28 protein-coding genes are annotated in these 26,814 nt (G+C 58.4%); 14 read left to right on the forward strand and 14 right to left on the reverse strand.

Annotation, left to right across the window (positions count from 1 at the left end):
• Nucleotides 1-85: 85 nt before the first annotated feature.
• The 7 genes from CKW38_RS15740 (at nucleotide 86) to CKW38_RS30200 (ending at nucleotide 4,646) form a co-directional block, all read left to right on the forward strand.
• Nucleotides 86-541, forward strand: coding sequence for a hypothetical protein (locus CKW38_RS15740; protein WP_095113245.1), 456 nt, complete (start codon nucleotides 86-88; stop codon nucleotides 539-541).
• Nucleotides 542-545: 4 nt separating this feature from the next.
• Entirely contained in the window at nucleotides 546-1,409 is an 864-nt protein-coding gene (locus CKW38_RS15745) for a type IV pilus biogenesis/stability protein PilW (protein ID WP_095113209.1), read from the forward strand.
• Nucleotides 1,406-2,161 (forward strand): lysozyme inhibitor LprI family protein, encoded by a 756-nt coding sequence (locus CKW38_RS15750; protein WP_095113210.1) that lies wholly within the window; start codon nucleotides 1,406-1,408, stop codon nucleotides 2,159-2,161. The genes CKW38_RS15745 and CKW38_RS15750 overlap by 4 nt, the downstream gene beginning before the upstream one ends.
• Before the next feature lie 44 nt (nucleotides 2,162-2,205).
• A complete protein-coding gene (locus tag CKW38_RS15755; RefSeq protein WP_256588386.1) occupies nucleotides 2,206-3,204 on the forward strand; it encodes a hypothetical protein in 999 nt (332 codons plus the stop codon).
• A gap of 56 nt (nucleotides 3,205-3,260) precedes the next feature.
• Complete coding sequence (locus CKW38_RS15760) at nucleotides 3,261-3,686, forward strand: hypothetical protein (RefSeq protein WP_095113211.1); 426 nt, start codon at nucleotides 3,261-3,263, stop codon at nucleotides 3,684-3,686.
• A 227-nt stretch (nucleotides 3,687-3,913) separates the two neighbouring features.
• Complete coding sequence (locus CKW38_RS15765; RefSeq protein ID WP_095113212.1) at nucleotides 3,914-4,447, forward strand: N-acetyltransferase; 534 nt, start codon at nucleotides 3,914-3,916, stop codon at nucleotides 4,445-4,447.
• 37 nt (nucleotides 4,448-4,484) lie between these two features.
• Nucleotides 4,485-4,646, forward strand: a complete 162-nt coding sequence (locus tag CKW38_RS30200; protein WP_163012154.1) for a hypothetical protein — start codon at nucleotides 4,485-4,487, stop codon at nucleotides 4,644-4,646.
• Between the two features lie 115 nt (nucleotides 4,647-4,761).
• Here the strand turns inward: CKW38_RS30200 and CKW38_RS15770 are convergent, their stop codons facing one another.
• Complete coding sequence (locus tag CKW38_RS15770; RefSeq protein ID WP_095113213.1) at nucleotides 4,762-5,133, reverse strand: DUF6124 family protein; 372 nt, start codon at nucleotides 5,131-5,133, stop codon at nucleotides 4,762-4,764.
• A gap of 584 nt (nucleotides 5,134-5,717) precedes the next feature.
• Between CKW38_RS15770 and CKW38_RS15775 the strand changes: the two genes are divergently transcribed.
• A complete protein-coding gene (locus CKW38_RS15775; protein ID WP_007920327.1) occupies nucleotides 5,718-6,101 on the forward strand; it encodes a hypothetical protein in 384 nt (127 codons plus the stop codon).
• Nucleotides 6,102-6,292: 191 nt separating this feature from the next.
• On the forward strand, nucleotides 6,293-8,905 hold the full coding sequence (locus CKW38_RS15780) for a hypothetical protein (RefSeq protein WP_095113214.1): 2,613 nt from the start codon (nucleotides 6,293-6,295) through the stop codon (nucleotides 8,903-8,905).
• Nucleotides 8,906-8,971: 66 nt separating this feature from the next.
• Here the strand turns inward: CKW38_RS15780 and CKW38_RS15785 are convergent, their stop codons facing one another.
• From CKW38_RS15785 to exbB, 6 genes are all read right to left on the reverse strand, one after another.
• On the reverse strand, nucleotides 8,972-10,372 hold the full coding sequence (locus CKW38_RS15785; RefSeq protein ID WP_007920329.1) for an aminoacyl-tRNA deacylase and HDOD domain-containing protein: 1,401 nt from the start codon (nucleotides 10,370-10,372) through the stop codon (nucleotides 8,972-8,974).
• Between the two features lie 79 nt (nucleotides 10,373-10,451).
• Nucleotides 10,452-12,527, reverse strand: coding sequence for an ATP-dependent DNA helicase RecG (gene recG / locus CKW38_RS15790; RefSeq protein WP_095113215.1), 2,076 nt, complete (start codon nucleotides 12,525-12,527; stop codon nucleotides 10,452-10,454).
• Between the two features lie 9 nt (nucleotides 12,528-12,536).
• Nucleotides 12,537-13,466 carry a hydrogen peroxide-inducible genes activator gene (locus tag CKW38_RS15795; protein ID WP_007920331.1) on the reverse strand — a complete coding sequence of 310 codons (930 nt, stop codon included), beginning with the start codon at nucleotides 13,464-13,466 and terminating at the stop codon, nucleotides 12,537-12,539.
• 183 nt (nucleotides 13,467-13,649) lie between these two features.
• The gene (locus CKW38_RS15800) at nucleotides 13,650-14,396 is read right to left on the reverse strand and encodes an energy transducer TonB (RefSeq protein ID WP_007920332.1); all 747 of its coding nucleotides are present in this window, start codon (nucleotides 14,394-14,396) and stop codon (nucleotides 13,650-13,652) included.
• Entirely contained in the window at nucleotides 14,393-14,821 is a 429-nt protein-coding gene (gene exbD, locus CKW38_RS15805) for a TonB system transport protein ExbD (protein ID WP_007920333.1), read from the reverse strand. Before exbD ends, CKW38_RS15800 begins: the two co-directional genes overlap by 4 nt.
• A 6-nt stretch (nucleotides 14,822-14,827) precedes the next feature.
• A complete protein-coding gene (gene exbB / locus CKW38_RS15810) occupies nucleotides 14,828-15,781 on the reverse strand; it encodes a tonB-system energizer ExbB (RefSeq protein WP_007920335.1) in 954 nt (317 codons plus the stop codon).
• Nucleotides 15,782-15,969: 188 nt separating this feature from the next.
• On the opposite strand from exbB, the gene CKW38_RS15815 reads away from it, so the two are divergent.
• Nucleotides 15,970-16,827 (forward strand): SDR family oxidoreductase, encoded by an 858-nt coding sequence (locus CKW38_RS15815; RefSeq protein ID WP_007920336.1) that lies wholly within the window; start codon nucleotides 15,970-15,972, stop codon nucleotides 16,825-16,827.
• A gap of 140 nt (nucleotides 16,828-16,967) precedes the next feature.
• On the opposite strand, the gene CKW38_RS15820 is transcribed toward CKW38_RS15815, so the two are convergent.
• The 6 genes from CKW38_RS15820 to CKW38_RS15845 form a co-directional block, all read right to left on the reverse strand.
• The gene (locus CKW38_RS15820) at nucleotides 16,968-17,708 is read right to left on the reverse strand and encodes a hypothetical protein (protein WP_007920337.1); all 741 of its coding nucleotides are present in this window, start codon (nucleotides 17,706-17,708) and stop codon (nucleotides 16,968-16,970) included.
• Nucleotides 17,709-17,775: 67 nt separating this feature from the next.
• On the reverse strand, nucleotides 17,776-18,156 hold the full coding sequence (locus tag CKW38_RS15825; protein WP_003229509.1) for a RidA family protein: 381 nt from the start codon (nucleotides 18,154-18,156) through the stop codon (nucleotides 17,776-17,778).
• Nucleotides 18,157-18,180: 24 nt separating this feature from the next.
• Entirely contained in the window at nucleotides 18,181-20,286 is a 2,106-nt protein-coding gene (gene spoT / locus CKW38_RS15830) for a bifunctional GTP diphosphokinase/guanosine-3',5'-bis pyrophosphate 3'-pyrophosphohydrolase (RefSeq protein ID WP_007920338.1), read from the reverse strand.
• A 57-nt stretch (nucleotides 20,287-20,343) separates the two neighbouring features.
• Nucleotides 20,344-20,607: a DNA-directed RNA polymerase subunit omega gene (gene rpoZ, locus CKW38_RS15835; protein WP_007894670.1), complete on the reverse strand. Its 264-nt coding sequence runs from the start codon at nucleotides 20,605-20,607 to the stop codon at nucleotides 20,344-20,346.
• Between the two features lie 167 nt (nucleotides 20,608-20,774).
• Nucleotides 20,775-21,395: a guanylate kinase gene (gene gmk, locus CKW38_RS15840; RefSeq protein WP_007920339.1), complete on the reverse strand. Its 621-nt coding sequence runs from the start codon at nucleotides 21,393-21,395 to the stop codon at nucleotides 20,775-20,777.
• A 12-nt stretch (nucleotides 21,396-21,407) separates the two neighbouring features.
• Entirely contained in the window at nucleotides 21,408-22,271 is an 864-nt protein-coding gene (locus CKW38_RS15845) for a YicC/YloC family endoribonuclease (protein WP_007920340.1), read from the reverse strand.
• Nucleotides 22,272-22,539: 268 nt separating this feature from the next.
• Here CKW38_RS15845 and rph point away from each other — a divergent pair, with 268 nt between their 5' ends.
• The 3 genes from rph (at nucleotide 22,540) to gltS (ending at nucleotide 25,224) form a co-directional block, all read left to right on the forward strand.
• Nucleotides 22,540-23,262: a ribonuclease PH gene (rph, locus tag CKW38_RS15850; protein WP_016985814.1), complete on the forward strand. Its 723-nt coding sequence runs from the start codon at nucleotides 22,540-22,542 to the stop codon at nucleotides 23,260-23,262.
• A 28-nt stretch (nucleotides 23,263-23,290) separates the two neighbouring features.
• Entirely contained in the window at nucleotides 23,291-23,659 is a 369-nt protein-coding gene (locus tag CKW38_RS15855) for a DUF4870 domain-containing protein (protein ID WP_007920344.1), read from the forward strand.
• Nucleotides 23,660-24,015: 356 nt separating this feature from the next.
• Nucleotides 24,016-25,224 carry a sodium/glutamate symporter gene (gltS, locus tag CKW38_RS15860; RefSeq protein ID WP_095113216.1) on the forward strand — a complete coding sequence of 403 codons (1,209 nt, stop codon included), beginning with the start codon at nucleotides 24,016-24,018 and terminating at the stop codon, nucleotides 25,222-25,224.
• An 80-nt stretch (nucleotides 25,225-25,304) separates the two neighbouring features.
• On the opposite strand, the gene CKW38_RS15865 is transcribed toward gltS, so the two are convergent.
• On the reverse strand, nucleotides 25,305-26,084 hold the full coding sequence (locus CKW38_RS15865) for an exodeoxyribonuclease III (RefSeq protein WP_007920349.1): 780 nt from the start codon (nucleotides 26,082-26,084) through the stop codon (nucleotides 25,305-25,307).
• 82 nt (nucleotides 26,085-26,166) lie between these two features.
• On the opposite strand from CKW38_RS15865, the gene pyrE reads away from it, so the two are divergent.
• Complete coding sequence (pyrE, locus tag CKW38_RS15870) at nucleotides 26,167-26,811, forward strand: orotate phosphoribosyltransferase (protein ID WP_007920351.1); 645 nt, start codon at nucleotides 26,167-26,169, stop codon at nucleotides 26,809-26,811.
• Nucleotides 26,812-26,814 lie beyond the last annotated feature (3 nt).

Consider the following 26,814-nt stretch of genomic DNA (forward strand, 5'->3'; position numbering starts at 1 on the left):
CCGACGGTCCCCACTTCATTTACGGAGTTATTACGTGAAAGGATTTTCAGTTCTTCTCGGCAGCTTGATATTGGCTGCCGCGTCCATGGCATTCGCTGCCGATCCAGTCTTCAAGGATTACACTGTCACGCCCGTTTTCACCGGCCCCAACCATAAGCTGGTGCCGCAAGAAAACAGCAGCCCAATGATGGATCAGGCACGGGTGCAAGCCCTGAAAGGCAAGGTCAACTTCGCCGGCCATTACATCCTGCACAGGCTCGGCTGTGGCGGCAGCGCGATTTGCGGCGAAGTGCTGGATGCCCAGACCGGTGAAGTGGTTGGCGGTCTGCCGAATGCTTACGACGGCAGCACCGTCGGCATGGTTTACCAGCCCGATAGTCGTTTGGTTATCGTGTCCGGCATCACGCTCGACGGTGAAGAGGACGCCCAAGGGAACGCGTTGGAAAGCGGTAACCGGGATCGTTACTACGAGTTTGTGAACAATGAGTTTCGGCTGCTAAGCATGACCGACGTGGAATCGTCGCCGATGGATGAGGAGTGAGTAGATGAACCGTCTTCTCGCGGGCAGTCTTAAGCGGTTGATGTTTGTCATGGGCCTGTTAGTTTCAGCCAATGCCTTGTCTGAAAATGTTCAGATCGTGGGGGTTGGCGGGCACTTAGTGACGCTGAAGGACAAGACATGGGGCAGGCCCGCTGCGGAGTCGGCGGTTGCCTCGTTTACCGCCAATGGAAAAACGTTTCCCCTCTATGTACCCGCGGTGGGTACTGAAACGCATGAGGCTTGGTTAAGTCCCGACAAGAAAACATTGCTCCTCCTTCAGACTCTGTATGGCGTTGTCATTGGCCAGGAGGGTGAAGAAATCCCAACAGAGGAAACTGGTTGCGGGGTCATTTCGATGGAGACCGGTTGCGTGCTCAGTCAGCCTGCAGCCAGGTTTTGCTACGGCAAGTGGGAGGGCAATCGGTGGACTTCCGGGGAAGAGGATGCGCCTGACCTCGTCCTGCAGACGCCGTCTCCAAAGGACTTATTGAAGCAGGTCTCAAATATTGAGATGCCGCAATCTCGCGTGGAAGAACTCGCATTCAATCTTCGCACTATAAGTCCAGAGTCCTATATGGCTTGTCACCCACCAGCGCGCAATGTTCAAGCTTTTAACGACTTGGCTTTCTACTTGGCCGAGGGCGGTAACGATGAGCTGGCGCTGAAGTTTTATCGCGGCGTTGAGGCCGTTGGTAAACGCACGGTACTGATGTTGAACATTGCCGACTCGCTCTGGCGCCTTGATCGGAAAGAAGAGGCGCAGCGTTATTACCGCGAGTACCGCGACGCGATGAGCGCCGACGGCAAGGCGCAGAAAATTCCGCAAAGAGTGATTGAGCGAACTGCACATCAGGGAATGAAAAATTGAACAGGATTGTCCGTTTTATCGCATTGCCTCTTGGAGCGCTGTGCGCATCAATCGCGCATGCCGAGGACACCTGCAAAGTCATCAACGTGAGCTGGCAATACGATGAGTGCTTGGAGGCCGACCGCAAGAATGCCGACGCACGACTCAATGCCAGCTACAAAAAACTGATGTCGCGGTTTGAGTCCAGCCCCGAACCGGAACTGACCAAGACAAATATGACCGCTGCCAAAGAGTCGCAACGTGCCTGGATCAAATTGCGTGACACCACCTGCCCCCTCGAAACCACGGCTGTCGCACCCGGTTCGCAGGCTTATTCCCAAGTACTCAATAAGTGCATCACCAGAATGAGTCTGGAGCGTGCCGCCTACCTGGATGCGATTGCGCCTGACGGCCCGAGTGAAGTGGTCGATGTGGCCAAGGTTTCTGCATCGGCCTCGCAACGTTTCGGTGATGTGGTAGCTCGCTACGTCACTACGTTTGGCAACCCTTGCCTCAATGTCCAGCTTCTCGCGCCCGATGGCAATTGGCGAGTGCTGGCGTCCAAGCGGTTCTGCAGTTTCGAGGGCAAGTCGTTTTGGGATGGCTATGCCAGTGCGGTGTTTGAGGATCATGCGTTCGCTACTGATGGTTTACACCTGACGCTCAGCTTGTTCGAGCTTCGTGGGGAAAGAGAGAAGCGGCTCGCTTGTGTGATACCGATCCAGAATGAGCAAATCAAAGAGCTGAAGTGCGGCGCAGCTGAGTCATCGTGAAACCATCAGCATTAACATTCGAAGATTGATCAACAGGGAAGTGAGTGGAATTGGCCAAGCTCTTAAGTTGTATGAGTGCGCTCGGATTCATGGTTGCCTTGTTGGCTCAGCAGGCATTAGCGAGTGACCCACAAACCATCGGTGAGCTGCATCCGCCAGTAGTTGCCTCGCTCGGTGATCAAAAAATCACCGTGTTCTTTTTGAAGAACAACCTCAAAGGTCAGGTGAGGGAAGGGCATGTTCCTTACGCCGAGATCTTCTACACCACCACGAATGCAGTGAAGCCTTCGCTGAATTATGTGTGGAAGGTCGAAGGTGAGCAGATCGCCTCGGTGTTCTTCTTTGAACGCAAATTCCCGGAGCAAGCGGGGAAGTCCATGTTTGTTCTGACAAAACAAAAAGTCTCGCACAGTCAATTCGAAGGTGATTCCTATTCGGTGCTGGAATTGCCACTGGTGAAGGACGGCGAACAATTGGCTTTGCGGTTTTTTAGTGGCGACCCACCAGATCCCGAGCTTGAGAACTGCCTCGACGGTCGAAATCTGGCGGATGATGTAAAGGTCGAATGTGCTTACAAGAATGCGACCAGCATTAAAAAGCGCTTGGCAGACTTGGATGCAAAGATAATTGCGGATTCAAAACTGCATCAGGACATCGGCCAGAATCCACTCAAAGCCGAGGTTGATACGTCCAATGTTGCTTGCCCTTCGACCGACTTTTCAGCGTTCCTCTCAGCTTTCTCCGAACGCGCAGATGTGCAAAAAGCCTTCGTACAACAACCGCTGAAAATGGTCACGACCGTGGCCGGCGATCCCGAACCCGAGATGGAAAAGCGCAGTCTCAGCGGCGATCAACTGAAGTTTCCTGTCATTCCGGATCAAGCAACGCGAGAGGCCCAGGGCCTGACGTTGACCGTCAAGGAAGCACGGGACAAAAAAGCGATCGCGATTCTGCAGAAGCCGGATACCGACTATGTCTTCGAATATCGGTTTGTTCGTGGGCAGTGTTGGCGGCTGGAAGAAGTGGCGGATTATTCGCTTTAGAAACGCCGGCGTTCATCGGCATAAGCGTATTCAACAGAACGGATTCAGAGGGATTTGTGAAGAAGTTATTTTTAGTGCTGCTATTGGTGTTGCCGTTGGCGGCCCACAGCGAAGTTTCTACACAGGTAAGGTGCTTCCATTCGCTGGAGGGCAAAAACATCAATTTTGAGTTCAGAACCTATTACGAGGTGGCCGCCAAATGGAGCGGCGCAAGTGTCAGGTACAGCAAGTCGAAGAAAGCTATTGCTTTGGTTCATCACCGAACCGAAGAGTACGTCATGACGGAGAGCGGGCCCTACGAATTCACGACGACTTGGGTGGAAGTTTCAGACGGTGCAGTGACGGGGCAGTATGTCATTGCAACGCAAGGCGCTCGGGTGAACTCGATGCGCTACACGAATTACAAATCCGGCAAGCAGTATTCGTTCGATGAGGACTTCAGTATCGAAGCCTCTCCGGAGACGGGTTGTCAGTGGGGATGAAATCTTCAAGAAAGGGGACTTAACGTCCCCTTTTTTCATCCGCAAATCTCGTTACGACATGGCTCAATCTCACCCCGTCCTGCCGTTGAGCGATGGCGTAAGTGGCTGAGGCTAGAGGGCCGCGGATTGCTCGAACCAGATAATCAATGTCAGGGTATTTCTGTTGATGTTCAAAAGCCTTCAAACGCCGCTACGCTCTCGACCTTGAAAATTGCCAGTGGTTGTCCATGTCCAAGAGTCGAGGGAACGGGTATCGCTACCAGATCTGGCGATCTGAAGCGCGCAAGGCAGCGGAAGATCTGGCGCGTGGGAACCAGAACCTCATAACCAGAGGTATTGATACAACTCGAATTCAGTACGAGCCCATTACTCCCGTTGCCATCGAGGCGGCCGATCTTTGGGGAGATGAGGCTACCTTGTACCCGTGGCACGATGTGCACCAATGGAAGCAAGCAGACACCCGTGGTTTTGACGTCTCGCTTTGGTTCGATCAAGAATTATGTGGGTTATGTTATGCGTCGCCTCGCAAGAGCAAGCTGTGCATCAAGATTGTGATTCTGGAGGGTAAGCCGGACAGATCTCATCCGTTGCGAGGCACCGTGGCTGCTTTGGCATTAACCGCGATTGAAAACTACGCGATCTTGATTGGCTGTACGGAAATTGAAGTTCAAGAACCAGCCGCCGCTGCTATACCGTTGTATGAGAGTTTAGGGTTTGGCTTTGATCCGACGGGCCGGCTTGTTATTGGGGTTGAGCGGTAATACTATCCAGTCAAATTTCGAGACCCGAGAGGTTTCCATGAAAAAGTCCAAACATGAACCCAAGCCTATGATGGCTGCTCGGTTCCAGGCTGAAGCTCGTGAAGTTTTGGCCAAGCGCTCTGGTAAGCGCAGCCGCTTTCTGGATGTTGCGTTGGCCAAAGGTTCTGATTTTGAGCCAGTCGGTCGACTGGCTGGTTGAAGGTTTTCGGATTCTCAAAAAAGCTGCCGTGACTGGCAGTTTTTTTGTGCCTGGATTTTTACAGGCAGTTGCAGAAAGGGGACTTAACGTCCCCTTTTTTCATCCGCAAATCTCGCTACGGCTTGGCCGCCACGCTTCGCACTTCAATCTGGTCGAGCGTCCCTTCCACCATCAATCTCACCCCGTCCGCCATTCTGCTCAGGGCAAGGGCTACCGAGCGGCGGGAGCCGTGGAGGTCGTCGGCGAGGTCGCAGGCGATGACGCTGATGGACAGGAGGTCTTCGGAGGCGTTGGCCATGAGGGCTTCGGCGTCGGTGCCGGGGGAGAGTTTGAAGTGGCCGTTCTCGCGTTTGGGATGTGGTTCGACGGCTGGTTTGAAATGGTGGTCGAGGGCGCGCTCGGCGGCTTCGTGGAATTTCTTTGATTCCAGGGTTTCGTAGGGCGAAACGTCTGGGTTTTCTGGGGGATTGGGTGTTGGTTTGATCATTCGGTCTTACTCCAGTTTAAGGAGCCGACACCGTTTCGCTCGCACTTCGAAAGTGGTGGCAGCTGTGCATAGGTGTGCAAGACCGGTGGAGTAACCCGGCAGACCCGAAGGCCTCCCATACACAGCCGCCATAACGATCCGCGAGCATAGGAAAACGCTCGGCGAATTGCCATAACCAATGTGTACTCCAACCGGACTTGCACGTCCGTATCGCCAATCTGCGGCGACACACAGAGCCTATCGATAGCCAGCCAACTCGCCTAGTTCACGCACAGCCCCGCACTTTGCAGGAAATTTCCCATAAATTCGCGGGCCGGAAGATCAAAAGATCGCAGGCTTCGCCGGCTCCTACAGGGATGTGTTTCAACAGGTGTAGGAAAGGTGAGTGGTGAGACGCAGAGCGTCTCGGGATGCATTCCCACGCGGAGCGGGGGAACGATCAGTGGGCGAGCGCTGAATCGTGACTTGGCGGTCATCGTGCGGGGAATAGTCAGCATCCTCTTCCAACAGCGGCAGATACTGGCGTTATCGTCCGAATCCCTTACACTGCCCCGGCCGTTCATTTTCCTTTTGAGGCTGTGCGCATGAAATTTCGTTTTCTTCTGTGGATGATGGGTTTGTTGATGGGTAAGGCCAGCCGGACAAATCCTGCGTTCCAGCAGCAGTTGGGTGACAAGGATTTGGTGTTTCAGTTGCAGACGCTGGATGGGAAAGTGGCGCGGCATTTCGTGGTCAAGGATCAGCGCATCACCAGCAAGTCTGGCGTGGTGGCAGAGCCGGCGTTTGCGATTGCGTTTAAAGATGCCGGTTATGGCTTCGCGACGATGCAGGCGAAGAACAAGCAGTTGGCGTTTATGCAGGGGATTCAGGACAAGTCGATCCAGCTCAAGGGCAACCCGGCGCTGGTGATGTGGTTTCAGGGGTTGATGAAGTATTTGAAGCCAAGAAAGGCTAAGGCTAAGGCTTAAGAAGGTGCTGGCTTGAACAGATCCATGCGCGCGCACTGAATAACGGTGCGCTTGTCTTGTAAGGCCATCATTGCGGCTCGTAAAGACAGCCGGACTGTCATTTCTATCAGGTGTTTTGTGCGTCATGGCGATGCTCTACTCAAGTTCCAGTTCCAGCGTTAAGGGACTCACCAACTTGATGGAACAAGCTCATGACGCAGACACACAGTATTTCGACCCCTAGGTCACTCGATCCGACATTTGCTCGCAATGGCGTGTTGACGTTACCGATACCCGGCATCGCGGGCGACGAAGCGGCGGCGGTCTTGGTGCTCCCCGATTCAAAATTTCTCGTGGCGATACCCTTAACGGGAGCGAATGCCCCGGTTGCCATTGCAAGGCTGAATGACGACGGTTCGCTGGACGAGACCTTCGGTCCGGCGCGCAGAGGTTTCGTTGAAATAGCGCTGGAAGGGGCTCGGATCAGCTATGTATCCGGTCTCGATGCGCTCGAGGATGATGGTTGGCTGATACGCCTTCAGTATTTCTCGACTACCTCCGATGACGTTGGCCTCGCACTGGTCCGCCTGAAAAAGACCGGTGAACTGAACGAAACGTTCGGCACCAACGGCGTGCGGTTCATCTCCCATTATGGCAACCCCGACCCCGCTAGCGTGCCGCGCAAGACCAGTCGCCCGACCGGCAGATCTTCTCAGATTGCGCACGCTTCATTACGGTCAACGGCCCTGAAGGTGGGCGGCAAAATCGTCCTGCTTCATCTCGTGTTTTTTGCTGATGCGCCATTGCCAGTGGGCGTTGTGATACGTCTGCAAGCGGATGGCTCCCTCGATCGATCATTCAACGGTTCGGGCTATGTGGTTGTGAATGTCGCCACATCGAATAACGTCTCCGGTATCGCCGTTCAAGCCGATGGCAAGGTGCTGGTCTGCGGTGCATACCAGGACGAATCGGGAGGCCGTGGAGTTTTTCTGGCGCGTCTGGACACAAATGGCGCACTGGACAGTCAGTTCAACGGCGGCGTGGCCGTGTTGATTCCCGACGACGAAGGCGAGAGTTTTCTGCAATCGATTTCGGTACGTGAAGGCGATGGCAGGATTATCGTCGCGGGCCAAGCCTTGCGTAGTGGCCTTGAAGGTGGGTTGATCGCTGCGTTCACGACCAGCGGCGCGGCAAACCTTGTGTTCAATGGCGGCAAGCCGCTGTTTTCGCCGTTACTGAAAGGGTTGGCGTGGACGCATGCCTCGCAGGTGGGTGGTTCGATCGTTGTTGTCGGTCACGGTGAATCAGCCATGGTGACGGCGCGTTTTCTTGCTAATGGAAAACCGGATACGGCTTTCAACGGTACGGGGCATGCGTTGTTTGAAGACAGCGCAGGGGCAGCCTCTGCGCGAGGTGTGGCCGTCATGGGGGACAGCCGGATCGTGGTGTGCATCGAACTATCCGTCCATTCTGATCTTCCCAAAGTCCCAGGGCGCTTCGTGCGCTATCTGGCGGGCACGTCACTTTTGAATAACGATCCGACTTTTGGCGACGCCGGCATCCTCAGATTTCCATTCCCGGGATTCTCGGGATATGACGTCAGGGCGCTGCTGGCGCTGCCGCAAAACAAATTGCTGGTCGCCGTTCGCCTTTCAACGCCCGGTGCGCCTACGCGGATCGTTCGCCTGCTTGAAAACGGTGCTCTCGACTCGGCTTTCGGTGGAGAAGACTCCGGCTATGTCGAGATCAGGCTGAAAGAAATTTTTTACATGAGCCGGATCCTCGGGTTTACACCGCTGAGCGATGGCGGTTGGCTGGTTGGTGCTCAGTACTCGGAAGAGGGCGCGACTAACTCGACGGGCCTGGTGCTGGTCAGGCAGCGCGAGGACGGGCAACTGCAAACGTCTTTCGGGGAACAAGGTGTGCTTTATCTTCCCTACGATAAGATGGGAGGAGGCGCATATTCCGAGGTGGTGCACGAGTCTGCCAGCGATGCCGCAAGGGCTGGCGCAGCAGGGATGGCTGCTCAGCAACTGGACGAAAAAATCGTCGTAGTCAGTACCATTGCAGATGCTGCCGGAAGGGCAAAAGGTATCGTTCTGAGGTTCGAGCCGGATGGCTCACCCGATAAGACCTTCAACGGCACTGGCATTGCGTTCATAGAGCTTGCAGATATTTCGCCTTCGGACATCGTTGCGCAAGCGGTCGCGACCCAGGCTGACGGCGCCGTGGTGATCTGCGGTAATTATTTCGCGGTGAGTAAGCCTGGCGCCTACGTGACTCGTTTCGATGCCACGGGCAAGGTTGACACGGGATTTGGAAGCAAAGGAGCGGTGTATGTGCCCCACGATGAATGGATCAGTCTGGACGTTGTGGCAGTAGTCGATGACAAAATCGTTGTGGCCGGCGGTGCGGCGGTGGAGGGCGTTTCTCATGGCTTGATTGCGGTGCTCAATCTCAGCGGCTCCTACAATCGGGTGTTCAATGGTGGTCAACCGCTAATATCTTCGCCTGTCTCTCAAGGCGTCAGATGGTTGCATTGCGTGCCGCGTGCGGACGGTTCAGTCATCGTTTGCGGTAGCAGTGGCACTGGCGCGCTTGATGAGAGTCTCAGCGCGGTCACCGCACGCTTTCTGGCCGATGGTTCTCCGGATCCTTCTTTCTTTGGTACGGGATTTACCGTTTTCAATGAAAGCGCGGGTTTCGAATATCCACACGGCATGGCCGTAATGGATGATGGCCGCATCGTGGTGGGCGGAGTGTATTTCACCGACTTCGGGTACGAAAAAGGCTGGGTGATCCGTTACCTTAACAAGTCGGATTAAGCCGGGGCGTTGGGTACATCGCGGGCAAGCGTCGCTCCAACTGGAGGTCGCTTGCCCGTTTTGCTTTCAGCCCTGACTGAACTGCGAAGCCAGTTCGCGCAGCAGGACTTCGGCCTCAAGCACTTTGCTGACGACGTCGTTGGCTTTGTCGCGAGTCAACCCCACGCGCTCCAGCAACGCATCCGGAATGTCTTCATCCGGCCCGGAGCCAATCCCGCGACTGCGCAGCAGGCGCACGGCCAGGCAGACGAGGTTCGGGTATTCGGCGTAGGCGCCGTCGTAGCTTGGGTCGTGCTGGAAGCGCAGGGCGGTGGCCAGTTCGTCGGGCATGTCCCAGTAGCGCATCAGCCACGAGCCGATCTGTTCGCGGCTGATACCGAGCAGGTGTTGCTCGATGTAGCTGTGGCACAGGTGCGGGTTGACCTCCAGGTGGCGGCAGATCAGCGAGAAGTGCGGCGGGAACACGTGGGCCAGCAACAGGTAACCGAAGTTGTGCAGCAGACCGGCCAGATACGTCAGGCCAGCTTCCGGACGCTGGGCGCGCGGCATGGCGCGGGTCAGGCCTTCGATGACGGCGGCGGTGTAGATCGACTGCTGCCAGTACGGCGTGGTGTGTTGCGGGTGGTCTTTGGGCAGGCTCAGGGTCTTGCCGAGGGCCAGGCCCAGCGCGAGGTTGATCACCAGATCGAAACCGAGCACGCGAACGATCGCGTCTTCCACCGAACGAATCTTGCCTGGCGAGGCGTAGTACGGCGACGCTGCCCAGCTCACCACTTGCGCGGCCAGCGCCGGGTCGGTTTCAACCACGCCGGTGATGTCATCGATGGTGGCGTTGGGGTCAACACGCAACTTGATGATTTTTTGCGCGGTTTCGGCCAGCGGCGGAATCTCGATGGTCGCTTCCAGACGCTGCTGAATGCGCCGCGCGGTGAACGCTTGCACGGCCTGGGTGATTTCCTCGCGGTCATCGTCCGGGCGATCAAGGTTCGGGCGGATGCTACTCAGGGCTTCGCCGAAGTTGGCGGCGCTGGCCTTGGTCAGCATGGTTTTGAAGTCTTCGCTGGCGATTTCCAGCAGCAGGCCCGGCTCGCCGGAGTTGATCAGCAACTTCGGTTCGCGCAGCAGGCTTTCTTCGTAGAGGCACGGCGAGCTGGTCAGCGCTGGCAGGCCCGGCAGCAGGCTCAGGCTGTGTTTGCCGAGCATCTTTTCCAGGCGCTCGGTGGACACGGCGGTCAGGCGCCGGCCCGTGAGTTCGGCGAGGCGATTGAGATCCAGCAGCTGGCTCTGTGGAAACAGCACCATCAACGCGCCGACGGCGTCGTCGAGCAACACGGCTTGTACCTTGCGCGAGGCATTGAGGCCGTGGTGATCGAGCACTTCTTCGTAGGCAACGCCCAGCTTGTTGAGCAGCAGCCGAATAACAGACGGAGCGTGCGGAGATTCGGGGGCGAGAGCAGCTTCGGTCATGGTCTGTATCCGTTTTTGAAACAATGGCAGGAGTATAACCAGCTCTGTCGGAACGATCCTTCAGAAACTGCGACGGTGCTCACACTTGGCCGTATTGCTGCCCATGGCGCAGCCAGCGGTCGAGCAATGGGCTGACGTGGGTCGGCCAGCGTTCCAGCAGCGCTTGCGCGGCGTCGCGGACGGCAGGCAGCAGGTCGGCGTCGCGCATCAGGTCGGCGACCTTGAATTGCAGCAGGCCGGTCTGGCGAGTGCCGAGCATTTCCCCGGGGCCGCGCAGTTCGAGGTCTTTTTCGGCGATGACGAAGCCGTCGTTGGTCTCGCGCATGATGCCCAGGCGCTGGCGACCGATCTGCGACAGCGGCGGATGGTAGAGCAGCACGCAATGGCTGGCGGCGCTGCCCCGGCCAACGCGGCCGCGCAATTGGTGCAGTTGTGCGAGGCCAAGACGCTCGGGGTTTTCGATGATCATCAGACTGGCGTTGGGCACGTCGACGCCGACTTCGATCACCGTGGTCGCGACCAGCAGTTGCAGGTTGCCAGCCTTGAATTCGGCCATGACGGCGGCCTTCTCGACGGGTTTCATGCGCCCGTGAATCAGCCCGACTTTCAGTTCCCCGAGGGCAAGTGTGAGGTCTTCAAACGTGGTTTCGGCGGCCTGACAGGTCAGCTCTTCGGATTCTTCAATCAGCGTGCAGACCCAATAGGCCTGACGGCCCTCGGCGCAGGCACCACGCACGCGTTCGATGACTTCGACGCGGCGGGTGTCGGTGACCAGCACGGTGTTAACCGGCGTTCGTCCGGGTGGCAGTTCGTCGAGGATCGAGGTGTCGAGGTCGGCGTAGGCGCTCATCGCCAATGTCCGTGGAATCGGCGTGGCGGTCATGATCAGCTGGTGCGGGCACATGCGTCCGCCGACGCCTTTCTGCCGCAGCGCCAGACGCTGCTGCACACCGAAACGATGCTGTTCGTCGATGATCACCAGCGCGAGGTTCTTGAACTGCACTTCGTCCTGGAACAGCGCGTGGGTGCCGACCACCATCGGCGCGCCGCTGGCGATCTGTTCCAGCGCGGCGACGCGGTTCTTGCCCTTGAGCTTGCCGGCCAGCCACGCGACTTCGATGCCCAGCGGTTCGAGCCAGCGCTTGAAGGTGATGAAATGCTGTTCGGCGAGAATCTCGGTCGGCGCCATCAGTGCGACTTGGTAACCGGCCTCCAGCGCCTGTAATGCAGCGAGAGCCGCGACCACGGTTTTACCCGCGCCGACGTCCCCCTGAATCAGTCGCAGCATCGGTTCGTGCTGGCTGAGGTCGTAGGCGATTTCGTTGCCGACACGCTGTTGTGCGCCGGTCGGGTTGAAGCCGAGGTTGGCCAGATACTTCGGCGGCAGTTTTTTCGCTTTCGGCATCGCTGGCGCGCGCAGCGAACGCATGCTTTCGCGCAGACGTTGTTGCGACAGTTGATGGGTCAGCAGTTCTTCGAAGGCCAGACGATGCTGGGCCCAGTGATGACCGAGGGCGAGTTCATCGACGTCGGCATCGGCGGGCGGGTTGTGCAGGTAGCGGATCGCATCGGTCAGCGGCGCGAGGTGATAGTCGCGGGCCAGTTCGGTGGGCAGCCAGTCGGGCAGGGTGTCTGGCTTAAGCATTGTCAGCGTCTGCAGACACAACTGGCGCAGACGCGCTTGGGTCAGGCCTTCGGTGAGCGGGTAGACCGGGGTCAGGGTTTCATCCACGGGCGGCGGTTCGTCGCCGGTAATGGCGCGGTATTCCGGGTGGTAGATTTCCAGTCCTGACGCACCGGGCCGGGCTTCGCCGTAGCAGCGAACGCGGGTGCCGCGCTTGAGGCCTTCTTTCTGCGCGTTGCTGAAATGGTAGAAGCGCAGACTGAGGCCGCCGGTGCCGTCCTGCAAACGCACAACGAGGCTGCGCCGGCGGCCCATGACCACGTCGGCGCCGCTGACGGTGCCTTCGACCACGGCGTCTTGCCCCGGCCGCAGCGCGCCGATTGGCACCACGCGGGTGCGATCCTGATAACGCAGCGGCAGGTGAAACAGCACGTCTTGCAGATTCTCCAGGCCGACCTTGGCCAATTTCTCGGCCATGGCTTCGCCGACACCCTTGAGTGCCGTCACCGACACTTGCGACAGCTCCGTCATGACGCTCGCTTAACCGGCTGTAACCGGTGCCGCTGGCTTGGCCACCGAACACAGGCGAATGGAGTCGGCGAGGATCTCGATGGCTTTCGGCCGTGGGAAGCTCGCGCGCCAGGCAATGGCCACGGTGCGGAACGGCACCGGCGGCGACAGCGGACGCACTTCGATCACGCCGGGGGCGTAGTGATGGCTGTCGACGGCCGACAACGGCAGGATCGAGATGCCCAGACCGGACGCAACCATGTGCCGAATGGTTTCCAGCGAGCTGGATTCGACCGTAGTGTGCTTGGCGCCGTCGTTGCCCTTGGTCAGGGTCGGGCAGGCTTCCAGCACTTGATCGCGGAAGCAGTGGCCTTCACCGAGCAGCAGCAGGCTCTTGTCGTTGAGCAGGCCGGCGTCGATGGTTTCTTTCTGTGTCCACGGGTGCTGGGCCGGCATCAAGACGTAGAACGGCTCGTCGTAGAGCGGTAGGGTCAGCACGTCGGCTTCGTTGAACGGCAGGGCGATGATGATCGCGTCAAGCTCGCCGTTGCGCAGTTTGTCGCGCAGCACGTGGGTGAAGTTTTCTTCGATGTACAACGGCATCTGCGGGGCGACCCGGTGCAGTTGCGGAATCAGGTGCGGGAACAGGTATGGGCCGACGGTGTAGATCGCGCCGACTTTCAGCGGCGCGGTCAGCTGGTTCTTGCCGGCCTGGGCCAATTCGCGGATGCCTTGCGCCTGCTCGAGGACTTTCTGCGCCTGGGCGACGATGCCTTCGCCGACCGGGGTCAGGCGCACGGCGCTTTTGCTGCGCTCGAAAATCAGCACACCGAGTTCGTCTTCAAGTTTCTTCACGCCCACCGACAGGGTCGGCTGGCTGACGTGGCAACGTTCGGCGGCGTGGCCGAAATGCTGCTCTTGGGCGAGGGTAACGATGTAGCGTAATTCTGTGAGGGTCATAGCAAGCGTCCATGAAGATGCGGGCCAAGCATACCGGCTGCAATCGATAGACGCACGTTATCAGACTGAGCGCTCAATGCGACTACGGCATAAAGCAAAAGATCGCAGCCTTCGGCAGCTCCTACATTGGAATGCATTTCCCTGTAGGAGCTGCCGAAGGCTGCGATCTTTTGATCTTGCTACTTAACGGCGGCGTTCGAGGGAGTAAACAAACGGCGCAACAATTTCGATCGAGCCGTTGTTGAGCATGTCGGCCGGTGGCTTGGGCAGCGGCTGCGCACGACGGATCATTTCCAGGGTAGCCCGGTCCAGATCGGCGTTGCCCGAGCGGCCCACCAGTTCGAACGACAGCACATTACCTTCGGCATCGACCACGAAGCGCAGACGGTTCAAGCCTTCCTTGCCCCGCGCCTGTGCACTTTGCGGGTACTTCTTGTACTTGGCCAAATGCGCAAGCAGAGTGCCTTGCCAACTGGCCTTGGCGGCCAACTGTGCCGGCGACGGGCCGGGCGCCGGTGCAGCGGATTTCTCCGTCGGTGCCGGGGTCGGCGGTGTATCGGCCGGCTTCTCCTCGGAAGGTTTTTCCTTCGGTGGATCAGGCAGCTTCTTCTCGACCGGCTTCGGCGGTTTAGGCTTGGGCTTCGGCTTGGGTTTCTGCACCGCGATTTCCGCTTTCGGTGCTTCGGCCAGCTTCGGAATCGGCAACTCTTCAACCGGAGCCGGTGGCTGCGGCGGTGTGACGACTTTCGGCGGAGCAGGCGGTGGCGGGGCCGGAACCGGGGCCAACTCGACCATCATTGCCTGCGGTGGCAACTCGATGGGCGGGCGGGCGGTCCAGTTCAGCGCCAGCGCGATGGCCAGCGCATGAACGCCCAGCACCACGGCCAGGCTACCGCTGTAACGCGTCAGCTTATGGCGCGTCGTGATCATTTCTTGGCTGCCGTCTCAAGTCCGACCAGACCGACCTTCAGGTAACCGGCAGAGCGCAGTTTGTCCATCACGCTCATCAGGTCGCCGTAATCCACGCCTTTATCGGCCTGGAAGAAGATGGTGGTGTCTTTCTTGCCCTGGGTCTTGGCGTCGAGAACGGCGCCAAGGGTTTCGGCTTTGACTTCATCGTCGCCGATGTACAGGCGCTGGTCAGCCTTGACGCTGAGGAACACCGGTTTCTCTGGCCGCGGTGCCGGTTTGGCGGTCGAGGCGGGCAGGTCGACTTTGATGTCCACGGTGGCCAATGGAGCCGCCACCATGAAGATGATCAACAGCACCAGCATCACGTCGATGAACGGCGTGACGTTGATTTCGTGGTTCTCGGCCAGATCGTCGTCTGCGCCTTCTTTCAAATGCAGGCCCATGGCCGATTACCCCACTTTGACCATGTGCGGCTGCGAGCTGCGCTCAGGCTGGTGATCAAGGTCACGGCTGACCAGCAGCAGCACTTCTGCCGAGGCGTCGGAAACCTGCGCCTTGTAACCGGCGATGGAGCGGGCGAAGACGTTGTAGATCACTACGGCCGGGATCGCGGCAACCAGACCCAGTGCGGTGGCCAGCAGCGCTTCAGCGATACCTGGCGCCACGACGGCAAGGTTGGTGGTCTGGGTTTTGGCGATGCCGATGAAGGAGTTCATGATGCCCCAAACGGTACCGAACAGGCCGACAAACGGTGCGGTGGAACCGATGGTGGCGAGGACGCCGGTGCCGCTGCTCATGTTGCGACCGCAGGCGGCAACCAGGCGCTCGAGACGGAAGCTCACGCGTTCCTTGATGCCTTCTTTCTCGCGGCTGTTGACCGACAGGCGCATTTCTTCGAGCGCGTCGTGCACCAGCAGGTTGGCGAGGGTGCCTTCCTTGCCGGCGGTGGCGCTGGCTTCTTTCAGGGTGGTGGCTTTCTTCAGGGCGGCAATTTCGCCACGCAGACGACGCTTGGCGCCCATCAGCTCGAAGCCTTTGGCGATCCAGATGGTCCAGGTGATGATGGAAGCGATGGCCAGACCGATCATGACGATTTTCACGATGATGTCGGCGTTCTGGTACATGCCCCACGGCGACAGGTCGTGGGCCATGCCCAGGCTGTTGTCGGCTTCGAGAACTTCAGGAACGTCGGCAGCGTCAACCGTTTGCACCGGATCGGTAGCGGCCGGGGCAGCCGGAGCGGCGGCTGGTGCGCTTTGCTCGGTGGCGGCTGGCGTTGCAGGTGCCTGGGCGTCGGCGAAAGCGGCGGTCGGTGCCAGCATCAGGCTGAGCAGCAGCGCTGCCACCGCGCTCCAGGCGCGAGGTCGATTGGTTGGCGAAGCGGAGGTTTGATTACGTGTCATGCTGGCCGGACCTGAGATAGAAAAACGGTGATGCTCTACCAGGCCTCGTAAGGCCGAGAACAAAAGTGGCGTGCATTATTGCAAGTAATTCTTGTTAACAAAAGTAATAGAGTATCTTTTTTTCCTGCATTGCTAGCCGTTCGTCCTTTGCCAGCGCTAGTCTGTGCCTTTGCGATAGGAGTTTTTTGATGTCCGCGCCTTCTGTTTTGATTGCCGGTTGTGGTGATGTCGGCAGTCGTCTGGCCAAGCAATTGCTGGCGGCTGGCTGGGAAGTTCATGGCCTGCGCCGGGATGTTTCGAAGCTGCCTGCTGGGGTGATCGGCGTTGCCGGCGACCTGTTCAACGAAGACTGCCCGGCCACCTGGCCGGTGGGGGCAGTGGACTATCTGGTGTATTGCGCCGCGGCTACTGATCACGATGAGGCCGGTTATCGTGCGGCTTATGTGCAGGGTTTGCAGAATGTGCTGAGCTGGCTGGATGACTATGGTCAGGTGCCTGAGCAACTGATCTTCGTGTCCAGTAGCAGTGTTTATGGCCAGCAGGAGGGTGAGTGGGTTGACGAAGCATCCGAGACGATCGCTGCCGGTTATTCCGGGCGGCTGATGCTCGAAGCGGAGCAGGTTGCGCTGAACAGTGGCATTCCTGCGAGCATCCTGCGCCTGACCGGGATCTATGGCCCGGGTCGGGAATGGCTGCTGACTCAGGTGCGTCGCGGTTATCGCGTAGCCGTCGAGCCGCCGCTGTATGGCAATCGCATTCACGCCGATGACGCGGCGGGACTGTTGGCGTTTCTGCTGGAAAAGTCACGGCAGGGCGTGCAATTGGAGAAGATCTACATCGGTGTCGACGATGCACCGGCACCTTTAGCTGAGGTCGTGGGCTGGTTGCGCGAGTATCTGGGCGTTACCGAATGGGCCGACGACGCCAGCGTTCGCCGTACCGGCAGCAAACGCTGCAGCAATGCGCGGGTGAAGGCGCTGGGCTGGACGCCTGAGTACCCAAGCTATCGCGAAGGTTACGCTGCGATCCTCGAAGGTAAATGCTGACTTCCTGACACCCCAAAAACAAATGTAGGAGTGAGCCTGCTCGCGATAGCGGTCTAACATTCAACACTTATGCTGACTGTTACACCGCTATCGCGAGCAGGCTCACTCCTACAGGGGATCTCAGCGGATTGTGGTCCGGGTTACTGCTTCTCCAGCAACCACTTGCGCTCGCCCGGCGTGTATTGCGGCATTTCATCTGCCAGCGCGGTGTTCACCGCCTGGAAAATCTCCAGCTCCTTGCCCTTGCGCGCAAAGATGTAGGCATTGCCCTGACCGTTGAGCTGCAACCACATGTTGTCGTTGGTGCTGCTCATCGAAGCGCAATCACCTGCCAGGCACAAGGCATAACGGTCGGCCCCCGGCAAACCGGAGACCTGGCCATCAGCCTGGAACTGCACAGTGCCGCCTTCGCCCTGACCGCTGGCGATTGTCCAGTTGCCGCCCATGTAGGCGGAATACAGTGCGCGTTCGAAACTGGCACCGATCGGTGCACCTTCCGGCACCGGAATCTGTGCACGGTCGAAAACCTGCTCCGGTTCGTTATCGCTGGCGGCTTGCTGCAGCTGCCCGCCGTCGCGTTTCAGCTCACTGGCGGAGCTGCCATAGAAGTCGACTTTCCAGGCGCCGGATTTTTCACCCAGCAGCCGTCCTTCGACGTTCTCAAAACCGTTGGTGTAGCGGGCCTGACCGGCCTTGGTGTTGACGTCCCACTCAAGGTTCGGGCCGTAAGCCTGAAGCGCTTCGCGCAGGGGGCCGCCCTTGGCTGCAGCATCAATCGCCACCTGGTTGATCCAGGTGCCGCTGATATCACGGTCGGCAGGGTTGCTGGCGCAGCCGCCGAGGAAAATGGCGAGCAGCGGGAGAGCTAGCGCTTTGCGCATGGTGGAATCCTTTCAAAACCTTTTCTTGCAGCAGTCGGCGCGGCGGTTGAAGGCCGCGCCGTGCGCATCACTCGATGACCAGAATGGCATCCATTTCAACCTGCGAACCCTTTGGCAGGGCGGCAACGCCAATGGCGGCGCGGGCCGGGTATGGCTGGTCGAAGTACTTGCCCATGATCTCGTTGACCTTGGCGAAGTGGCTCAGGTCGGTGAGGAAGATGTTCAGTTTGACGATGTCCTTGAACGAACCGCCGGCCGCTTCGGCCACGGCTTTGAGGTTCTCGAACACCTGGACGGTCTGGGCTTCGAAGCCTTCAACCAGTTCCATGGTTTTTGGGTCCAGCGGAATCTGACCCGACATGTAAACGGTGTTGCCGGCCTTGATCGCCTGGGAGTAAGTGCCGATGGCGGCCGGGGCCTTGTCGCTGGTGATAACGGTCTTGGTCATGTATGACTCCTTGTAATGGTTGAGTTATGCACGCATGCGGGTGATGCGGATCACCCCGGTCAAGGCGCGCAGCTTCTTGATCACGCGGGCCAGGTGCACTCGGTCGTGGACGCTGACCACCAACTGGACAACGCTGATGCGACCATCGCGTTCGTCCATGCTGATTTTCTCGATATTGCCGTCGGCCGCGTTGACGCTGCTGGCCAGCAGGGCGATCAGGCCGCGCTGGTGTTCCAGCTCGACGCGCAGTTCGACGTTGAATTCGCCGGTGACATCCTTGGCCCACGAGAGCTGGATGCATTTTTCCGGGTTGTGCCGGATTTCGCTGATGTTGCGGCAGTTGTCCAGGTGCACGACCATGCCTTTGCCCGCCGACAGGTGCCCGACAATCGGGTCGCCCGGGATCGGCGTGCAGCATTTGGCGTAGCTCAGCACCAAGCCTTCGGTGCCGCGAATCGCCAGCGGGCCTTCCGGGCTTGGCAACTGTTCGCCTTCGCCGAGCAGGCGGCGGGCGACCACATAGGCCATGCGGTTGCCCAGGCCGATGTCTTCGAGCAGGTCTTCGATCAGTTCGAGGCGGTACTCGGTGAGCATGGCTTTGACGCGTTCGGCCGGGATCTTCTCCAGCGAACTGTCGAAACCGTTAAGCACCTTGTTCAGCAGGCGTTCGCCGAGGCTGATGGACTCGGAGCGACGTTGCAGTTTCAACGCATGGCGGATGTGCGTGCGGGCCTTGCCGGTGACGACGAAATTGAGCCACGCCGGATTCGGCCGGGCGCCGGGGGCGCTGACGATCTCGACCGTGGAGCCGCTTTGCAGCGGTTCGGACAGCGGTGCGAGACGACGGTTGATCCGGCAGGCAATGCAGCTGTTGCCGACGTCGGTGTGGACCGCGTAGGCAAAGTCGACCGCCGTGGAGCCTTTGGGCAGCTCCATGATCCGGCCTTTGGGCGTGAACACGTAGACCTCGTCCGGGAACAGGTCGATCTTCACGCTTTCGATGAATTCCAGCGAGTTGCCGGCACGTTGCTGCATTTCCAGCACGCCTTTGACCCACTGGCGGGCGCGGGCGTGAGTGCCTTTCGGCTGCTCGTCGCCGCTGGATTTGTACAGCCAATGCGCGGCGATGCCGTTGTTGGCCATCTCTTCCATTTCACGGGTACGGATCTGGATCTCGATCGGTACACCGTGCATTCCGAACAGCGTGGTGTGCAGCGACTGATAGCCGTTGGCCTTGGGGATCGCGATGTAATCCTTGAAGCGCCCCGGCAACGGCTTGTACAAATTATGTACAGCGCCGAGTACGCGGTAGCAGGTATCGACCTTGTCGACGATGATCCGGAACGCGTAGACGTCCATGATCTCGTTGAAGGCCCGACGCTTGCCGCGCATTTTCTTGTAGATGCCGTAGAGGTGTTTCTGGCGACCGCTGACTTCGCCCTGGATACCGTCGATGGCGAGGCAATGGCCAAGGGATTCTTCGATCTTGTTGACGATTTCCTTGCGGTTGCCCCGGGCGCGTTTGACCGCCTGGTAGATCCGCGCGGAACGCATCGGGTGCATGGCCTTGAAACCAAGGTCTTCGAATTCGATGCGGATCGCGTGCATGCCCAGCCGGTTGGCGATGGGCGCGTAGATTTCGAGGGTTTCCTTGGCGATCCGGCGGCGTTTTTCGCCGGACAGCACTTCCAACGTGCGCATGTTATGCAGGCGGTCGGCGAGCTTGACCAGGATCACGCGAATGTCGCGTGCCATGGCCATGGCCATTTTCTGGAAGTTTTCGGCTTGGGCTTCGGCCTTGGTCTCGAAATTCATCTGAGTCAGTTTGCTGACCCCGTCGACCAGTTCGGCCACGGTTTCACCGAACTGCGCTTGCAGCGCTTCTTTGGCAATACCGGTGTCTTCGATCACGTCATGCAGCATCGCGGCCATCAGGCTCTGATGGTCCATGTGCATGTCGGCAAGAATATTCGCCACGGCAAGAGGATGCGTGACGTACGCCTCGCCGCTGCGACGGCGTTGGCCGTCATGGGCTTGTTCGGCGTAGAAATACGCTCGGCGGACCAGGTTGACCTGGTCGTTGCCGAGGTAGGTCGATAAGCGATCGGCGAGGGCGTCTATGCTCGGCATGATAATTCCTGCCGTAGGCTGTGACCCCGCGCCGTGCTACGTCGACCAGGCATAGGCTTAGACGGCCTCGTTGGACTCGTCCTCGAACGCTGCAAACAGCGGTTCGTCTTCGACGATCTCAGCGTTGGCGATGAACTCGTAGCTCATCAGGCCTTCAGCGATTTCACGCAGGGCAACAACGGTAGGCTTGTCGTTTTCCCACTGAACCAGTGGCTCTTTGCCGCCGGTGGCCAGTTGACGGGCACGTTTGGTAGAGAGCATGACCAGCTCAAAACGGTTTTCCACGTGGTTCAGGCAGTCTTCAACGGTTACGCGGGCCATGGTATTCCTCGGAGCGAATGCAATATGCGCGCTGCCCGGTTGGGCGAGCGGACTCAACAGTTTAAAAAATCACCAGCGATTAGGGAAGCGCTGATTTTTTGACCAAGCCCTTCAACGCGCTGCAAGCACCAATGTAAAGCGCTTGCAGGCGTTTTGGGAAGTGCTGATTAACCGAGCAATTCGGCAAGCAATTTGCCGAAACGCACCTGCTGGCGTTTCTGTTGGAGTTGATTGGCGCGGAAAATCGCCTTCAGATCGTCCAGTGCGTGAGCAAAATCGTCGTTGATGATCAGGTAGTCGTACTCGACATAGTGACTCATCTCGTTGACCGCTTCGCGCATCCGGCCGTCAATGATCTCGTCGCTGTCCTGACCACGATTGGTCAGGCGCTGGTGCAGGGCTTGAAGCGACGGCGGCAAGATAAAGATCGAGCGTGCTTGCGGCATCAGCTTGCGCACTTGCTCGGCGCCTTGCCAGTCGATTTCCAGAATCAGGTCGTGACCTTCGTCCAGCGTCTGCTGCAGGCGGCTTTGCGAGGTGCCGTAGAAGTTGCCGAAGACTTCGGCGCGTTCGAGGAAGTCGCCATGCTCGCCCATCTTCACAAACTCTTCGCGGGTCACGAAGTGATAGTTCACACCGTCCACTTCACCCGGACGCATGGCGCGGGTGGTGTGCGAAACCGAAACGCGAATTTCCGGTATGGCATCGGTCAAAGCCTTGACCAGGCTGCTTTTGCCCGCGCCCGATGGCGCGGAAATGATGTACAGGGTGCCGGTGCTGTGGGTCATGTCGGGGTTGCCTTACTCAATATTCTGCACTTGTTCACGCATCTGCTCGATCAACACCTTGAGGTTGACGGCGGCCTGGGTGCTGCGCGGGTCGAAGGCCTTGGAGCCCAATGTGTTGGCTTCGCGGTTGAGTTCCTGCATCAGGAAATCAAGGCGGCGTCCGGCCGCACCGCCGGACTTCAGTACCCGGCGCACTTCGATGATATGGGTGCTCAGGCGATCCAGTTCTTCGGCCACATCGCTCTTTTGCGCGAGCATGACCATTTCCTGTTCGAGGCGCTGCGGATCAAGCTCGGCCTTCATGTCGGTGAAGCGGTCGAGGACTTTCTGGCGTTGGGTGGCGAGCATCTGCGGTACCAGTTCGCGCAGGGTCACCACGTCTTCTTCAATGGAAGTCAGGCGCTCGTTGATCAAGCGTGCCAGCTCCGCGCCTTCGCGCTCGCGGCCGGCCTTCAACTCTTTCAGGCCTTGATTGAACAGGGCCAGCGCGTCGGCGTTCAATGCCTGCGGGTCAGTCGCGTCGCCCACCAGTACGCCAGGCCAGGCGAGCACTTCCAGCGGATTGAGTGCGGCGGGATTGTTGATCAGGCCGGCAATGGTTTCGGCCGCAGCGACCAGCTGCGCGGCGCGCTCGCGATCGATTTGCAGGGTTTTGCCGGTACTTTCTTCGGTGAAACGCAGGGTGCATTCGAGTTTGCCCCGCGACAGGCCCTGGCGCAGCGCTTCACGCACCGCGCCTTCGAGGTCGCGAAACGTCTCCGGCAAACGCAGGTGGGGTTCCAGATAGCGGCTGTTGACCGAGCGCAGTTCCCAGCTCAGGGTGCCCTGGGCGCCGGCTTTTTCGACGCGGGCGAAGGCGGTCATGCTGTGCACCATGGCGGTGACCTCGCAATGCAGATCGGCGCAGCAGATGTTCCGCAGGCTCGATATCAATGAATTTAAGCCGACTGGCAGCAAAGGCGCAGGATTGTAGCGCAGTGCGGCGAATGCGCCCAAACACACGGTGTGACAAAGGGCTGCAGCCCGTCGGTAATGGGTGTTTCAGGGCCTTCGATCGTCGCCCGGATTTTTTAACGAGTGCCCAGGCGCGGTGCAGCGCTCTATAATGCTCGGCAGTTTTCCGTCCCCAGTACAGGTATTCCCTATGAAACGTCCAAGTGGTCGCGCTGCCGATCAGCTCCGCTCGATCCGCATTACCCGCAACTACACCAAACACGCCGAGGGATCTGTACTGGTCGAATTCGGTGATACCAAAGTCATCTGCACCGTCAGCGTCGAAAACGGCGTGCCGCGCTTCCTCAAAGGTCAGGGCCAGGGTTGGTTGACTGCCGAGTACGGCATGCTGCCGCGCGCCACTGGCGAGCGTAACCAGCGTGAAGCGAGCCGTGGCAAGCAGGGCGGCCGCACTCTGGAAATCCAGCGTCTGATCGGTCGTTCCCTGCGCGCTGCGCTGGACATGTCCAAGCTGGGCGACGTGACCCTGTACGTCGACTGCGACGTGATCCAGGCTGACGGTGGCACGCGCACCGCTTCCATCACTGGCGCCATGGTTGCCCTGGTTGATGCGCTGAAAGTGATCAAGAAGCGCGGCGGCCTGAAGGGCGGCGATCCGCTCAAGCAAATGATCGGTGCGGTATCGGTCGGCATGTATCAGGGCGAGGCCGTGCTGGATCTGGACTATCTTGAAGATTCCGCCGCCGAGACTGACCTCAACGTGGTGATGACCAGCACCGGTGGTTTCATCGAAGTGCAGGGCACTGCCGAAGGCGCGCCGTTCCAGCCTGAAGATCTCAATGCCATGCTGGAACTGGCCAAGCAAGGCATGAACGAAATCTTCGAACTGCAAAAGGCTGCACTGGCCGACTGAGCAGATTGATAACTGCAAGGAGGACGCGATGAGTGACGAGCAAGAGCTGCTGCCCAAGCCGAGCCAGGAGGTTCGCCAGTGGGCGATGTTTTGTCACTTGTCCGCCTTGTTGGGGATCTGGATACCGTTCGGCAATTTGATCGGGCCGTTGATCCTGTGGCAAATGAAGCGCGAGACAGACCCGTTCATTGATGCTCAAGGCAAGGAGGCGCTGAATTTTCAGATCACCGTCGCCATTGCTTCATTGATCTGCTTCTTGCTGATGGTGCTGATCATCGGGTTCTTCCTGTTGGGGATACTGGCGATTGGCGCACTGGTTTTGACGATCATCGCCGGTGTGAAAGCCAATGAAGGTTTTCCTTACCGATATCCGTTTACCTGGCGGCTGATCAAATAAGAAGCTCGCAAAGTTCTAATACCAATGCCCTGACCCGTCAGGGCATTTTTATTTATGCAGCATAATTAATCGCTATTGTATGTAGGAATAATCTGGTTGCGATGACGGGTCCTATTGTTTGCGCATATACACTTTTAGTCACAACTGCATCGGCTTAGTTAGGATTCATGTCCTTGGAATCAAGTCCGACGATTGTTAAAGTTGCTCGGCTAATATTTCTTCTGAAATATTAAGATATGTTCAAGCCAACGAAGGCTCTTGAATTTCCGAGTAATCAGTGTTGAGACAATCAGCCTGTTCAGGGGCGGACGAAGGTAAAAAATTCGCCTCTGAATAAATAGCCAAGAATAATCCCAATGATTCAGCTCGATTTTTACGGAACGCTTGTGGCCGCTTCCTTAGTACTTCTACTGGGGCGCGGGCTCGTTATGCGTGTTGGCTTCATGCGCAGTTACAATATTCCTGAACCTGTCGCAGGTGGCTTGGTAGTTGCCTTGGTTTTGTTATTGCTGCGAACGTTCGATATTGAAATTCGTTTTGATACTTCCCTGCAAACACCTTTAATGCTGGCCTTTTTTGCCACTATCGGTCTGAGCGCCGATTTCGCCAGCCTGAAGAAGGGCGGGCGCATCGTGGGGATCTTCCTGCTGGCCGTTACCGGGCTGTTGGTGGTGCAGAACGCGATGGGAATCGGGCTGGCAAAAATGCTCGGGCTCGACCCATTGATGGGGTTGCTGACCGGCTCGATCACCCTGGCGGGCGGTCACGGTACCGGTGCTGCGTGGGGCACGGTATTCAGTGAGAAGTATGGTCTGGCCTCTGCCTCCGAACTGGCGATGGCCTCTGCGACGTTTGGTCTGGTACTGGGTGGTTTGATTGGTGGACCGGTCGCGCGTTTGCTCATCAAGCGTGTGGAAGTGCCCGATTGCAATCAACAGGAAGCACCACGATTGCCAAAGGGTTTTGAGCAGCCGAACAAAGAGCGCTCGATCACGCCATTTTCGTTTGTCGAAACCCTGGCTCTGATTGCCGTGAGCTTGCTGGCGGGCAATCTGTTGAATGGCCTGTTGCACGGGACTGCGTTCGAGTTACCGACGTTTGTTTGTGTGCTGTTTGTCGGCGTAGTGCTGCGCAACGGTCTTTCAGCACTGGGCTTGTATCAGGTGTTTGAGCGTGAAGTCTCGGTGCTGGGCAATGTCAGCCTGTCGTTGTTTCTGGCGATCGCCCTGATGTCGCTCAAGTTGTGGGATCTGGCCGCGCTTGCGCTGCCGATCTTCATCATTCTGGCGATGCAGGCCATGGTCATGGCGCTGTTCGCGATTTTCGTGACATTCCGGGTGATGGGCCGCAACTATGATGCTGCCGTGCTGGCGGCGGGGCATTGCGGTTTTGGCCTGGGCGCCACGCCGACTGCCATTGCCAACATGCAGGCCGTGACGCAGCGCTACGGCCCCTCGCAGATCGCGTTTCTGGTGGTGCCGATGGTCGGAGCGTTCTTCATCGACATTATCAATGTCATCGTGATCAAGCTGTATTTGGCCTTACCGTTCTTCGCGGCAGTCTGAATTCGATCCTGTCTGGAAGTGACGCATAAAAAATGCCCGTATCTTGCGATATGGGCATTTTTTGTACTGCGAAACGACGCTTAGATGGTCAGCGTCCAGTCGTAGTCGACGATCAGCGGCGCATGCTGCGAGAACCGCGGTTGACGTGGCAGGCGTGCGCTGCGTACGAAGCGTCGCAGGCCTGGAGTCAGGATCTGGTAATCGAAGCGCCAGCCCAGATTGAGCATCTCGGCCTGTTCGTTGTCCGGCCACCAGCTGTACTGGTCGCCTTCGCGGCTGACTTCGCGCAGGGCATCGACATAGCCCATGTTGCCGACAATCTCGTCCATCCAGGCGCGTTCTGGCGCCAGGAAGCCCGGGGATTGCTGGCTGTCGCGCCAGTTCTTGATGTCGAGCTTCTGCTGCGCCACGTACAGCGAGCCACAATAAATGTACTCGCGACGTTTGCGTCGCTGTTTGTCCAGGTACTTGCCGAAGTCGTCCATGAGCTTGAACTTCTGGTTCAAGTCCTCATCGCCGTTCATCCCCGAAGGGAGCAGCAAGGTGGCAATACTGACTTTGTCGAAATCTGCTTGCAGGTAGCGCCCGTAGCGGTCGGCCGTCTCAAAACCGAGACCGCTGATGACAGCCTTCGGTTGCAACCGCGAGTACAAAGCCACGCCACCTTGGGCAGGGACTTCAGCATCGCAGGCATAAAGGAAGTAGCCATCCAGTTGGAAGGCTGGGTCATCCAGTTCAAAGGCGGAGGCACGGGTGTCCTGCAGGCAGATGACGTCGGCATTCTGTGCTTGCAGCCAACTGAGCAAACCACGCTCGACTGCAGCCTGAATACCATTGACGTTCACACTGATGATCCGCATAAATGGCCCCAAAAATCGCGTGCGTGTATGATACACGGCGTCAAGCTAATTAGCTAAATCCGTGGTATTTGGGGTTTTTTTCATGCAAGCGTATCAGCGCGATTTCATTCGTTTTGCCATCGATCGCGGCGTTTTGCGCTTCGGTGAGTTCACCCTGAAGTCCGGGCGCACCAGTCCTTACTTCTTCAACGCCGGCCTGTTCAACTCGGGTTCGGCCCTGGCACAGCTGGGGCGTTTCTACGCTGCAGCCATTGCCGAAAGCGGCATTCCTTTCGACGTCCTGTTCGGCCCGGCCTACAAAGGCATCCCGTTGGCGGCGACCACTGCCGTCGCGCTGGCCGAGCATCACGGCCGTGACCTGCCATGGTGCTTCAACCGCAAGGAAGCCAAGGCTCACGGCGAAGGCGGCAGTCTGGTCGGCGCGCCGTTGACCGGTGACGTGCTGATCATCGATGACGTGATTACCGCCGGTACGGCAATCCGCGAAGTGATGCAGATCATCGCTTCCCAGGAGGGTGCCAAGGCCGCTGGCGTGCTGATCGCCTTGAACCGTCAGGAGCGTGGCAACGGTGAGTTGTCGGCGATTCAGGAAGTCGAGCGCGACTTCGGCATCCCGGTGATCAGCATTGTTTCGCTGAATCAGGTGCTGGAATTCCTCGCTGACGATCCGCAGCTCAAGCAGCACCTGCCAGCCGTAGAAGCCTACCGCGCCCAATTCGGTGTCTGACGA

The sequence above is a fragment of the Pseudomonas sp. Irchel 3H7 genome (assembly GCF_900187605.1).
Lineage (GTDB): Bacteria > Pseudomonadota > Gammaproteobacteria > Pseudomonadales > Pseudomonadaceae > Aquipseudomonas.